This is a genomic window from Flavisolibacter nicotianae (assembly GCF_003628535.1).
Classification (GTDB): Bacteria; Bacteroidota; Bacteroidia; order Chitinophagales; family Chitinophagaceae; genus Flavisolibacter; species Flavisolibacter nicotianae.
The window spans coordinates 115051-128180 of sequence record NZ_RBCI01000011.1 but is presented as its reverse complement, the minus strand read 5'-3'; the positions used below and the strand labels follow the sequence as shown (position 1 = coordinate 128180).

The following is a 13130-nucleotide window of genomic DNA, read 5'->3' as shown; positions in this document are numbered from 1 at the left end:
TCTGTTTCCCGGCTGCTGATTGCCCATGCCAATTGAGAGTAGGTCCGAAAGAATCGTCAACAGCGCAGACAGGGCAGCGATAACCGGTTTGTAAACAGCCCCCCGGGGCACCTTTACACAAGCTTAGGCAGGTTGAGCTGCCGCGACTTTCTCAAACGCAGGCTTCGCTTTCGTCTGCAGGGGTTTTGCCTGGATCAGCCATTTGTCTTTACGGCAAGTACCGGTTCCGCATCGTTGGAAATACAGCCTGAAGGCAGCCTGTATTTTGGAAAACAGTTTTGATTGCAGCCACTGGGTTGCATGATACCGGTAATACAATACCACGATTGTAAATGATGGATGGTTTGCAGACATGAGTTGTAGAATAGAAGCGATCCGTATTGGCGGCAGCACCCGCCACGGCCCGGCAGTATATACAGCCGGCATCCATCGTCAGATATGCCGGCGAACAGGAAAATGAATACCATCTTTCAGTGACTGCGAAGGCTGCGGTGGCACCGCTTCAGACCATCCCGCCTCACCATCATCTGCGCCACTTGTATCAGGCAACCGTTTACAAAAAAGAGGTCTGAAAGGCTGCCGATAAATAGCCCGGTGCACAAGCCCGGCCAGAAGCCAAACACAAAAAAGCAAAGCCCTGAAGGGGCGATAAAAAAATCAGGCAACGATGTCCGTTACGACACGACCGTTTTAGGAAAAATAACAGCAAAACGGGTGGCCTTTGTTGCCGCTTCTTGCATGAAAGCGGCTTTTTATTGACCGGAGTAGAAAAATCACCTGGCATCGACCACCAGTGATAGAGCGAAAGAGCAACTTGCGCTACAATCCACCTAGATCGTTCAGGATGATCTGCTCGTCAAAGGCGCTCAGTTGGCTGGAGTTTCGCAAATAGCAGTAATAATCACGTCCATAGGTAAACGCCTTTCCCTTATCACCCGACTTCAATGCGTCCTGGTACTTTTCTCTAAGCTGCGCAATGATATCTTTCTCCTTTTCTATGCATTCAATAGGATCGCCCTTGCCGTAGCAATGCAACACAAGCAGAACAAGCAGTACAACGGCAACAAGCAGGCTAGCCATAGGAAAGGTTTTAGCGGATTCCTCTAAAGTGCAATTTTTCCAAAATTAGCATTTGACAAATACAATTGCTAAAATTTTTAGCTTTGCGGCGTGCCGTATTACCGTATTGTTATATGGACGAAAACCAGGAACAGGCCCTTCCAGGGCATCCGGTTCATTCCCAATGAAAGCATCACGGCTGTGCAGGGACTTATGGAAAAACGGGCCGTCGAACAATACAAATCAGCCTTCATCGATTGTGAAGTGCAGATGCTGGCAAAGACCTGTACGGCCGTCCGGGCATTGATGGATCGGATGAATAACCTTACGAAATAAACAATGTGCCGGCAGCATTCATCCGGGCAGAGATCAGAAAAACGGGGATGGCATTGACAAGCGTAAAGTTTCAGGCAGGGCCGACCACCGGCTTATGAAAAAGGCGAAGCCCATTTTGGAAAAAGCAGTTCGGCCATCAGGGGCCCTGCAGCAGCAGGTTCGAAAGACAAATTGCCCAGCCCGGGTCAAAATGAGGCGAGCGGCAGCACAAAAAAAGCGCCGGCACACCCACGAAGAAAAGCTGCCGGTGGTTTTCGACACCTGCGTGAAACGGTGGTTGACGGAGAGAGATTCACACAATTGGACCCGTTGCTGTCAACGGCAATGTGTCCGGGTTCAATAGGATCCTCCTGCTCCTTCTTCACGAAAATCGGCAAAGCGAAAAACAACGGTACAAACCCTTTTGGAAACACAAATCCCCACCTGGTGGGGAGGGGATCGATGAGAAGGCGTTTTTGGGTTCAGGGTTCGGTTTTCATTGGACAACTTGGACGCCTTTGGTTTTCAAGGATTGGATCATCTTCATAGTCAATACGGATCTAAACGGGCTTTTACAGGATTCGGATACAGTTTGTTTTGGTTTTTAAGATTGTTTGGTCGATTGTTTTTCAGGATCTGGATTTGTTGACCACACAAAAATACAAGCCGCAAAAACAGCGATGCCTTGCGGTTCGCTGAACTATCAAAAAACGGGGGCGAACAACCGCCGATTGGCAGACGAAATTTACAGGGGAAATAAGGGCAAAATGGGCCATGAGTGGAAACCCTGAGTACAACGAAAGGGAAATACCTCAGCAACTGCAACGCAGCCTTAGACTAGCATTTGGGCCTGTGTGGAAGGTGGCCTCTGCTGCAAGTCTGCAAACGCAACCTATCCCTGAATACAAACGGCGAACCGTAGGGTCAATCTGTAAAGAAGAGAAGCAAGCTGTCTGAGTCGTACAGGCGCAAGGTGGCGGCAGGCCGTCTGCAATGAAGTGACGTGAATACGGTAAAAATAGCCTGCTCCAACAGCTGTTTGGCTGTGGATGAAACGACAGGCCTTGTGTCTACAATTTTATAAAGAGCTCCTTGCGTCCGCATGGATAGGTGCTTCCCACCTTATTCACAGGTTGCAAAGCCGTCAGAATAAACAAAGCAGGAAAAACGCCAACCGCAGCAAACAAGCCAGTCAACGACAAATCAGTTTATAGCGGTTCTTTCAATAAAAAGGTCTACTGGTCTTCCTGCAAGGGAACGGTAAAGAAGTAAAACCTCACCCGCGACCAATTGTGCGCTCCTGCGAACACACCGGACACACCGAAGGCTCCCTGGAATAAACGGTGGCTTGTTTTCGCAGAATAAACTTTCAATACAGCCGCAGTAATCTCTACTTGATGGCCCGCTGCAAACAGGCGCATGAGGCAAACTACACCGTCTGTAGTTCTGTTTCTTCGATCAGGTGCCGGATGTCCACGTCATTGAGTTCCGTGGACTGCTTTATCAGTTCAATCAGCGCTTCGAGGTTCTCTGGCGTGATGCCAAACCGGCTTAATTTCCAGAAGTTGTAAGGGGCGCAGTACTCCAGCGGCAGGGGCTTTTCGTACAATTCACAGCCCTGGATGCCGCCTTCCTGCATCGGATGAAAGGTAACAAGCGTGATGTGAACCTTCTCGCCTTCCTTTATCCAGAATCGGTCAGGAATGGCTTCCGGCTTGTTCGTATCGTCCAGGCAAATCACTTCAACCATCTGGCAAAGGTAGGAGGTCACAAACTTTCAGCAGATAGATGTTTTTCGACCCGTCTTGAAGCAGCAGGCGGCGCCCCGCAAATGCCCTGCAGTCGCCCAGATTTTCTCGATACTTGCACATGTATTCAGGCACCATTCATTGACATATAGATAATGAAATGACAGTTGTCGGGGATAGAAGGCGGGGCTTTGCCAATGCAAACAACTAAAGGACGGCGTGCATACCTGATGCTTCGGCAGCGATATCAGTACAAAAAGGGAAAAGGCCGCAGTCAGCAACCTTTTCCTGATGTCTGGAAAACAGCAGAGAAATAGTATGGTCTGGGAAAACGCTGTTCAGGCATTCGTTCTCTGTTAGTCAAAACGTTCAAACGCAGGAGCAAAAAAGAAGCAAACGGGTTTGCAACGTCGCCGATTCAAATTTCCTTGGGTCAAATCTGTACAGGTATTGCCTTTGAGGAAACGTAAAGCGCCTGTGCAGAGGGCCGGGGGCCACGTCCCGCAGTAGACACTACGTGTGCTTCTATACAGTCACTCGCTTGCAACACAATTTCGCAGGCTGGAATTTTACCCATTTTATGGTATTGCTGGTCGTTGTTTTTAGATATTTTCTGGTTTCCAGGTTCCTTTTAACACCATCGCCGCTGGCGTACTACAGCAAGAGTAATGAAAGTCTGGAATATCTATTTTAAACACAAATAGACGGAAGAATACTTTTAAAAAAGATTAGGAAGCGAGTATGTAGTGTTAGAATGACTGAAGTTATAATTACAAAAGTCATATTTAAATAACTTTTGGATCAAGAGAGATTTATTTAAAACAAGGCTCGTTACTTTTTGTAGTAATCAAACAGTAGAATTACTATTCGCTGTATTCCTTTTTGGATCGCTGATAGCACATTCCTCAAAAAATAATTTCGTAGTCAAATTCTTGGCATCCTCACTAATATTATAAATCTTCATTCATAGAAATTCATGGTTTTTGCTCCTATGGCAGAAAAACAATAAAACCCGCTATAGGAGCGGGTTTTATTGTTTAGTTGTCGGGAAGACAGGATTTGAAAGTACCTTGTAATATGATGACTTTCACCGACTTATATATTTTCATATCTTGGACTCACCGAATGACTCACCATGAATTATAGTCGCCAGTGGCGTCCGACTAAAAACTGTAATCGTCGAAAGGCATGGTCCAACTCGGATCATAACAGCTTGAAAATTTTACCTGTAAGTTCCAATGCACTTCGCTCATCTTTTAGCCAACAGTGAAGGAAGTGGATGAAAAGAACTATCGTCAAATTTAATCAAAACAGCGCAACAAAAAAGGCTCAATTTAGAGCCTTTTTTAAAAATTCTTGCAGCTACCAGACAAGGAATTCAGCCCACGTCGTCTAACCTGTAAAGTAGAAGAAAACACTCGAATTGATGTACCGAAAATGCTTTTGATTTATTTCAGAATCCAGTCGGATGCAGGATTGAAGGCTTTGAGTGAAGGCGACTGGTATTCGGAATTCCTAAATTCTTCTAGCAATTGATCGACGAGTCTTGATACAGTGAGTGTACCAGTCGGTGTACGGTCATAAATCTTGAGGAACGACCGTGTAAATAGGCCATTGTATTTGTCTTCTTTGGCCGTTTGTTCGCCGCGAGAGGCGGTAATTACTACGGAGCCGTTCTGGCTGTAGTCAGGAAAAGCTTGGGTAATGATTTTAAATGCCTCATAGTCTATATTTTCGAACCTATCATCAGGAATAAAAGTTGAAAACCCATCTATAATCTCAAACGATGACTTTACGGGCGGGTCCCCCGAACGATCTTTCTGTCCGTCAGCGGCATTTTCTTTTTGTTTATAGCCTTGTGTATCCGCATAATCGAAATACGATTGTCCTGCATGACATGCGTCTATCATGATTAAACGTTTCCGCGCGGGCACGCCCTCAAATAAATCTTCAAGATCGTCATACGTAAGCGTTGTGCTGGTATCGGGATGGGCGAAATTGGTATTGTAGCCGGCGAAATGCCAGGTTAAGTTTCCAGGGGACAGCAAGCCGTGGCCGCTTAACCAGAATATCACTTTGTCTTTGGCTGATGTTCGAATCAGTTTTTCTTTGATCTGCATCAGTTGCCTGCGAAGTGAATACCGTGTGTTCAGCAGAGTATCCAGCACTTTGAAATTGGGATCCTGCGCCTGCATATTCTTTATTACACTGCGAATATCTTCCACAGAGGCATTGAGGCGGCGCGTAGTATCTTCGTACTCAGACATGCCGATGCCGACGAAATAGGTACAGCTAGGACTTGGCAAAGGCGGGGCATAGTAACACACAAACTTCGCACGCTTCCCCCAAACACCCGCTTCGTTCATCACCGCCACTTCTATTACGTTTTTCCCCTCTGTTAGTACAACGGTTTGGTACATGCTGTCTATTGCCATCGGAACCAATTTGCCGTTGTACCCCAATGTAGGTAGGCCGTTAATCCAAATATTGATTTTTCGTATGGAACGCAAGCTATCCAAGAGCTGAATGGTGAGCCGCACCTTGTTTGAATTCCGGTATAGCATTTTCAGGTCTGACGTTTGTACAATCCTCACTTCGGGCATTTTACCGGTTTGTACCGCATGCTGTGATTTATGTTGCCTTAGTTTTACTACCCGATCGTAAATAATGCCAAACCGCTCATCATGGTTATTCAGCAACTTTAAAAACAGATCCGGTCGGTTCAACATTGCATCGTTTTGCGCGGAGGAACCACTGCTGTATAGCGAAAATGAAGCGAAATTGCCAAATGCGTCTTCGAAGCGCACAGCGGATACGTCAAAATATACTGTGCATAGGTATTTCCCATCTTCAAGCCTGTACAATTTATAAACTTTATCATCAAAACCTATACGGCTAGCAAACATACCTCGTCCGAAGTCCGCATACGCATATTCGCCTTCATAGAAATAATTCCTGACGTTCTTCAATTCCGCTCCTTCCAAATTCATCAAAACCAGCTGTCCCTGCGTTATTACAGTTACCCGTTTATGCTCCAGATCTATTCTGAACACATTTTCCGGGTTTTTGTCAAACGCGTCTCCGTCAAAAAGCGTAGACAGTAAGGGCAACTCGATTACTGCTTCCTTTTTGATCTGGTTTAGTTGCAGCAATCTCTGCAAAAACTTTTGTAGCACAGGCATCATCTGCCCTGAAATACTTCCGTAATTGGTTTCAAAATGCAGCAATCGCCGTCGGTTTATCAGATCGTAAACCACAGTAGTTTCGAACGAACCGGGTATATGATACATAGCTAACCCTAAATTTGGTTCGTATCCGTAGTTTCCCCAATCAATAGCCATATGCGTCGTTTGCAACGCATGATATTGAATCGTATCTAAAATCGACAATTTCCCGGATAGTAGGTTCACAGCATACAAATCCAAAACATCTACCGTGTCATTTTTAGAAAGATATGGTTTCAGCGAGTTCGTAGCGGGCAAGTTTCCGATATTTTCCTTACCCCTACGCTCATCACAGAAAAACAAGATCGAATCTTTTGGATCTACTCTCTTCCATATACCGTAATCTTCTTTCCTATAAAACCGGTGAAACGAAACAAGCTGCTGTATTTGGACGTTCCATGCTAAATAGACGTAACTTACTTTATCAAAATAGGCGGAGATATGCGCTATAGGGTAGTGAAAACTGCCCACACGAATCTCCGAAATGATTGACAGAGCATTGTGAGGTAAATCTGCGAGTTTCGCAATTTGCGCTATTAGCGTATCGCGGGCAAATGTATATTGCTTCCCCCCCGTTTTGATATAAATAATCCCTTTATCACAATCTTGCCAACCAGTATCAATGGTTGAAGTAGAAGGGTTATAGCTGAAAGGCAGTACCTCTCGTTGGTTAGTGTCAGTACGTTGAGCTTGGCATGACAAAAAAGCATGTAATATTCGCCACGGTTTATCGTGTACCACATCAAATGGAGTATTACGGATCAACTGATAACTACTCAGGTTCTGCACCACGTCGTTGTACTGTAACACTTCAGGGCTATTATCCAGTAAAATGGGCGTAGCAGCGCTATTTGTATAATCGAAAACCAGTTTTCCGCCGGCAGACTCGTTCTCACCGTAATCATAATATGAATCCGATAATGCTTTATACCGGCCCCGCGCATATCCCGCACCGTACAATGACAATTTTGAAATTGGAACCGCATTTAAAAAAGAATCCCGTTCTGCTCCCCTAAACTCGTACAACTGAATGCTATCGCTTTGCAACCCATACTTTTCCATTGGATATTTCTGGCCATATCCCTTCGTTTGATAGCTAAATCCCTCCAGCGCATTCGCCAGATCGAGGCCACCATATTTAGCGAACAAACTGTCAAGGCGTAGTTTTAATGCATTACCTTTCCACATTTGTGTGGTACTCTCCCGAGTTTGGGTATTGAAAACGGTTACCTCTAAAACTTTCGATGTATTCTGCCTGTATAAACCCTCACCTCCGTTTCCCACGATAATAATCTGGCGGCCTTTTTCCATCAAAAAATATTCTGGTATAATCCTCAAATCACTAACATCCGCAAACTTTTTAACATCCAGCATGTTCAAAGGAGCGTTATATCCTAGCCTCCATCCTTTTGTAGTTTGAGTTAATTTTGTTATTGTGCCTTTAATCACACCTGCCTGGAGTTTTTCCTCAGTGACTGCATACACAACTTTTTTAACTTCATCCACAAGGCATAATGCCCGATGTTTTTTATTACATGTTTTGCTGTAAAGTTTATCTAAATCTTGGTAGGGTGTTAATGTTTCAGGGTTATAAGCATACAGATTTTGTATGGGACTCAACGATGTTTTCCTCGTTTCGAATAATAATAGATTTCGGAAAACGCGAAAAAACAAAAGATTATTTCCTTTTATTGGCAGCTTTAACGCCCGCACCCGCATACTATCAACAGAAAAGTCCAGTTGATAAACAATAACAGGCTTATCCGATTCTGTGTAACAAACCAATACTTTGTTGTAGTTACTGTTGAATTTTGCGTACCGCGGGTGATCAGGAAGAGGGGTGTGTTCGGCAGCATATACCGTTTCCTGGCTTTGTAGATCGTACACATACAACTGGTTGCGGTGGAGGTCGGAAATGAGCGCATAGTGGTCATCGCTACTCACATCATGAATCTTACAGTCCTGTATAGGCAAATGCAATTTTTTCACCTTTTTGAAAGAAATTTGTGCAAATGCGCCTTGGTTGCACCACCATGCAAGTAGCAGAAAAACATACCATTTCATCTAAAAAGAGTTTATTAATTAATTGAGTAAGTAATCTTTACGGTTTGCAGCACTTTGGGATTATTCAGCGACCTCTTTCCACTTTTTCCAAGAACAGTCCGTTTTGTTGCGAGACCAGCACTTTCATCTTTGCTACTCCGCTCTGTTTCAGTTCAATAAACGTAATCAGCACGCCCGTGAGGTTCAGCAGTTCATCGCTCACCAGCAACAGAAAATGACCATCGTTCTGCCCACGCTATCTGTTGCGGATATTCGTCGTCTTCAAAATAAAGTAAAATGTCATAATTGCTTGTAACGAATTTCTCATTAGATGTCACATTTCGCCTTACTCTTATTTACATTACAAATTACCTCTATAGGTTGAAGTTGAATAATTTTCCCACATTGCTCATCAACAGTGTAACACTTGTCGGCGCGATATGGCCAATGCCTTGATACGTGTTCTTTCTGCAGAGGCCTTCTGTTTTCATTAAAGGAACACTTCAATAGGGCGGGAACTGTAATGGCAAAGGGTACAAAATAGGTTATAGCGAATATCTTTCTCACATTACATAAAGTTATTTACCTATTGACTTTTTGCACGCACGTGGTATTCCAATTGCTGTGTAATAATGCTGCTGGGATCATACAGGGTCTGGTTGCCACTCCTGTTGAGAAACAATTGGCTGACCAGTTTCGCCAGGTCATTCATTTCACCATGGCCCTTTGTTTTAGCCGTAAGCGGCGTTAACAGTATTTCCCTAAGGTCAATAGGATTCTCACTGCTGATGAGCAAAAAAGAGCCATTAAGCTTGCCAACGATGATGTCGCCAATAAAGATATTTTGCAACTGATCTTTGGCTAGCATGCAATCACTTTCATTGAAGCGAAATGTGACCGGCACCAATTGCCTGATGATCTCATCTTCTATTTGAAGAATGCAATAATATTTGTCTTTTATAAGCTTGTTGGATTTGACGAAAAGCGCTAGTTTTTGTCCGGTTGTTAGCTGGTTTAACTCGGTAGCGCTGAGACATTTCCCATTGCTTTGAAGGCATAAGTTCACTGATGAATCTCGGGCGGTGTTGAGCCTAATGATGAAATGACTTATCTGCAGTTTAAGCATGGCCGCTCTCGTATCATTAGCATTTTTTATCAGGTAAATGCCTTTATTATCATTGTTCCTTTTTATAACTAACTCCCCATTGGAAACGCCTACCAGGGTATATCCCCTGACTGAGTCATTTGCAAGCCTTACAAATTCCAGCCCTCTCATGGCCGTAATAATATCTGCCCTTTTGTCAGCGGGTACGGTGGAATCAATATGCAGCAACAAAGTGTCGCTAAAATTGTAGTGTGTGATTTCTACTTTGGCAGGCCAAAGATCATCTACTTTCGGCGCTACATCATTAGCATCGGGTGTAATAATGGATGAGTTGCTTTTTACAAACGTTACCATACCTTGGTGACCAGCCCCTTTACCATCTATTAACTTGATAAGCGAACCGATAGTGAGCCCCTCATAAATCCCTTTGTCTATTTCGTACCGCGACACTTTAGGATAGGCCGGGTCTGTAGCAATGACCCGCACAAACTTCTTTTCCGGGTAAACCATATCCTGGAAAACACCCAGCCGCAGATAATAAGGATCATCCACATTTACATTCAGGGTAAGTTCGACGTTAGAATTATTAAACTCTTCCTGCCGCTGCAGCAGATAAAAGTTATAGTACAGATCATAATAGCTTCCTCGGCCGAACTTTTCAAGTGCGTTCAAGAAATGCGAGGTATAATTGTAAACAACAAGCGTGGGATCATTGGCGCGTGAAGAAGAGAAAGTTATCAAGGGTGCAAGCCCTTCTGTTTTAACAGGCTTTTCGCTCATGAAGGCTGTTTGCCATTTCTTACTTTCTACAAAGACTACCTTATTTCCTGCCTTTTCTATTGTACCTGAATGGCAAGATTCTACGATAAGGAACACCTGTCCACTGCTTCCCAATTTTTGCCTGAGAGCTGTGAGCAGTTCATCTAACTTATCATCTATTAATACTTTTCTCCTGAACTCACTATCATTTTTCGGGCTTGGAGCATCATAACAAACAAACACTTCGTCTTTCCCGTCTTTCTCATCATTATTTAAGTCATCTACTTGACTACCATGGCCGGTCAAATAGATAAGCACATTATCACCCTTACTCACTTTAAGGTTTTGGAACATAGTAACTATTTTTCGAACTATTGCATTCTTATTCCTTAAGGGCGGCGTTACCTGAAACTTATGAACTGGGTCTCTTTTTAAGAATGCAAGAACGGTATCAATATTGTCCTTCAACTCCGGGATAGTGCCCCATTCATCGTCGTACAGGTACTTATCAACCCCAATTACTATTGCATGGTTCACGTTCTGTGCACTTGTCAGGAATGTAAATCCAGCTAGAAACACTGTCAGTGCTATTGCTCTCATTTCCATAACCACTTCTCGTAATCTTTATTCAGTATAATACTCAGGTCCACGTCATTATGGGTACCTTTCACTATGCCGTTTTCGGAAAATTGCCACCCTATAGAATTATTCTTAAGCCTGTAATCAAATCTCTGGTTAACGAAATCATAGGATATACCGAGGAAGGGATTTTTACTCCCGGGGTATGTGCCTTGCTTGCCAAAATCTGCACCGTGAGGATAGCGTGCGATCCATACATACCTGTCATCGAAATAGCCTTTTAGATTAGTATAATAAAAGCTTTCGAATGTGTAAATAATCACATCAGTTTTTAATTCACGCTCAACAAAATCAATGAACACCTTTGTCGCCTTTCTAATCTCATCTGGTGAAAAATCTTTTCCAACGGCATATTTTTCATGTACTTCAATATCTAATATTGGCTTAAAAGCAACTTTTTTGTTTTTGAACGACTCGACAAATTTATAAGCCTGTTCTTCGGCGTGCTTTAGGTAGTCGGGGCGGTGAGAGCGGTTTAGTACGAAATTGTGGTAAAAACCAATTGGGAAACCGGTAGCTGATGCTTGCGTGTAATGAGTAAGAAACCTTGGATCATAAGAGTTGTCATATCCACGTATAGACCGCATGATTATAAATGAAATTGGCGCATTGGCCGTGTCAGCCTTTACCTTATGCCAATCTATAGGCTGCCCCGTAGGCGATTGGTGACTTGCAACATCTATTCCGATCTTTGAATTTTTAAGCAGACCATTCATTTGTGCCATTCTTTCCAAGATGCCATATGGATCATTGGCAAGTGCGGACTGGAAGATAAATGTAGTAATATCACTGTAATATTTTTTCGGCACAGGATACAACTTATCGTATTTCTTGAAGTACAAACCATTGTCTTGGCGGTTTATATACAGGTAAACGTTATTTTCAAGGCACACCGTATCACTTGAGGCATGCTTTACATCCATTACAGCATAGTACAAGAATGCTTTGGAGTTAGTGTCTTCAGTAAGAGGCTTACTGCTTTTCATTTTCTTTTGCGCCACAGCGCTGCCTACTATGAATAGCAGCAGTAGAAGGAAAAGCGTTTTGTTTACCATTAGAATTGGTTTATTTGTTAGGGAATAAAAAATAATTTTAGGATATGAGTCAAGTATGTGCTGAAATACCAATACCCGCAATAATGCCTCTAATTTCCAGCTTTACATTATCACTGTTTTTTTTAAGCTGCACGATGTCAAAAGAAATATTTGGCAGCTTTTGAATTGTTGGTCTTTGCCTTGGTATTAATAATTCATGCGCCAATGTTCACCTTTGATCTTCCGAATACTTTACTTTTATATTAGGCTTACTGTTCGGCAACACAAACAACTTTTATCATAATTAACCCGCTTTTGCTGCCTAATTGCCTATTCCGTACTCTAACAGTTAGGAGTGCTAAGAAAGTTTTCTATTTAGGCCCTGAAATTGTCCCCCTCACTATTTATGTTTTTTTGAATTTAATGCAAATGTTGTCTAGCCCAAGCAGTGATCAATTCATTCTCATTAACATTTAGTGCCTTTTGGTATGCATGTCTAACAACTTTCAGCCAGTTCAATCCGCTTACATCCTCCTTGCCACCATTCATCTTGTATTCTTCTCTTGTTGTACTTATTATTCTCCCATATTTTCCAGACGTGATATTTTGGTCAGTTATAGCAGAAAGAGTATCAATTTGGTGCTTTTTAAGTTTATCTTTCACATTAGCTTTTAAGAAAACAGTTACGCCATCTTTGAAAAAGAAAGGTGGCTTATTACGATTTTCGTAAACTGTTCCCTTCACCGGAAACTGTCCTCCAGATTGATCTCTTATAGTATTAATTAGAAGGTTTGTATGTTTTTAATCAAGCCTTCCAGTCACTCGATAACATGCTGAGATAATCCATTTCGCCACTTGCTGACTATTTGCATTCAACATGTATACCTTTGCACTAGGAACTTTTGCGTTGAATTTATATTCATATAATTTAACCATATACCCCTTCCAGCCTTCTAATGTATCTGTTTCTTGTAAGACTATTTTCTCCATATATCGAGAGGACATAATCCTGTTTTCAATTCGCTTGACTAGAGTAGGAAGACTATCTCTAAATAACCGCTGCAATGCGTCATTACCCGGTGTGGAATTTTGTCCAAATACATGGAAGCCAAATCCGTTGATACTAAATAAAATCATAGCGAGCTTGAAATACTTCATACTATGGATTACGTATCTCATTGATGTAATAACTCAATCTGCAATT

Annotated in this window: 8 protein-coding genes; 1 reads left to right on the top strand and 7 read right to left on the bottom strand. The window is 42.8% G+C overall.

The window, feature by feature from the left end; genetic code table 11:
• Nucleotides 1-819: 819 nt before the first annotated feature.
• Nucleotides 820-1080 (bottom strand): hypothetical protein, encoded by a 261-nt coding sequence (locus tag D6024_RS21225; protein WP_121356827.1) that lies wholly within the window; start codon nt 1078-1080, stop codon nt 820-822.
• A gap of 90 nt (nt 1081-1170) precedes the next feature.
• Here D6024_RS21225 and D6024_RS21220 point away from each other — a divergent pair, with 90 nt between their 5' ends.
• Nucleotides 1171-1395, top strand: a complete 225-nt coding sequence (locus D6024_RS21220; protein WP_121356826.1) for a hypothetical protein — start codon at nt 1171-1173, stop codon at nt 1393-1395.
• A 1408-nt stretch (nt 1396-2803) separates the two neighbouring features.
• Here D6024_RS21220 and D6024_RS21200 read toward each other — a convergent pair.
• The 6 genes from D6024_RS21200 to D6024_RS21175 all read right to left on the bottom strand — a co-directional run bounded on the left by D6024_RS21200 (nt 2804) and on the right by D6024_RS21175 (nt 13084).
• A complete protein-coding gene (locus D6024_RS21200; RefSeq protein ID WP_162944916.1) occupies nt 2804-3124 on the bottom strand; it encodes a hypothetical protein in 321 nt (106 codons plus the stop codon).
• A gap of 1446 nt (nt 3125-4570) precedes the next feature.
• Nucleotides 4571-8410, bottom strand: a complete 3840-nt coding sequence (locus tag D6024_RS21195) for a caspase family protein (RefSeq protein ID WP_121356821.1) — start codon at nt 8408-8410, stop codon at nt 4571-4573.
• A 565-nt stretch (nt 8411-8975) separates the two neighbouring features.
• Nucleotides 8976-10853, bottom strand: coding sequence for a caspase family protein (locus D6024_RS21190; RefSeq protein WP_162944915.1), 1878 nt, complete (start codon nt 10851-10853; stop codon nt 8976-8978).
• Complete coding sequence (locus D6024_RS21185; RefSeq protein ID WP_121356819.1) at nt 10850-11947, bottom strand: glycoside hydrolase family 25 protein; 1098 nt, start codon at nt 11945-11947, stop codon at nt 10850-10852. Before D6024_RS21185 ends, D6024_RS21190 begins: the two co-directional genes overlap by 4 nt.
• A 399-nt stretch (nt 11948-12346) precedes the next feature.
• On the bottom strand, nt 12347-12670 hold the full coding sequence (locus tag D6024_RS21180) for a hypothetical protein (protein ID WP_121356818.1): 324 nt from the start codon (nt 12668-12670) through the stop codon (nt 12347-12349).
• A 57-nt stretch (nt 12671-12727) separates the two neighbouring features.
• Nucleotides 12728-13084, bottom strand: a complete 357-nt coding sequence (locus D6024_RS21175) for a hypothetical protein (protein ID WP_162944914.1) — start codon at nt 13082-13084, stop codon at nt 12728-12730.
• Nucleotides 13085-13130: the final 46 nt, after the last annotated feature.

Bases quoted from the DNA above. Each gene is read 5' to 3' on its own strand.
- D6024_RS21225 (WP_121356827.1), bottom strand. From the start codon at position 1,080: ATGGCTAGCCTGCTTGTTGCCGTTGTACTGCTTGTTCTGCTTGTGTTG.
- D6024_RS21200 (WP_162944916.1), bottom strand. From the start codon at position 3,124: ATGGTTGAAGTGATTTGCCTGGACGATACGAACAAGCCGGAAGCCATT.
- D6024_RS21195 (WP_121356821.1), bottom strand. From the start codon at position 8,410: ATGAAATGGTATGTTTTTCTGCTACTTGCATGGTGGTGCAACCAAGGC.
- D6024_RS21190 (WP_162944915.1), bottom strand. From the start codon at position 10,853: ATGAGAGCAATAGCACTGACAGTGTTTCTAGCTGGATTTACATTCCTG.
- D6024_RS21185 (WP_121356819.1), bottom strand. From the start codon at position 11,947: ATGGTAAACAAAACGCTTTTCCTTCTACTGCTGCTATTCATAGTAGGC.
- D6024_RS21175 (WP_162944914.1), bottom strand. From the start codon at position 13,084: ATGAAGTATTTCAAGCTCGCTATGATTTTATTTAGTATCAACGGATTT.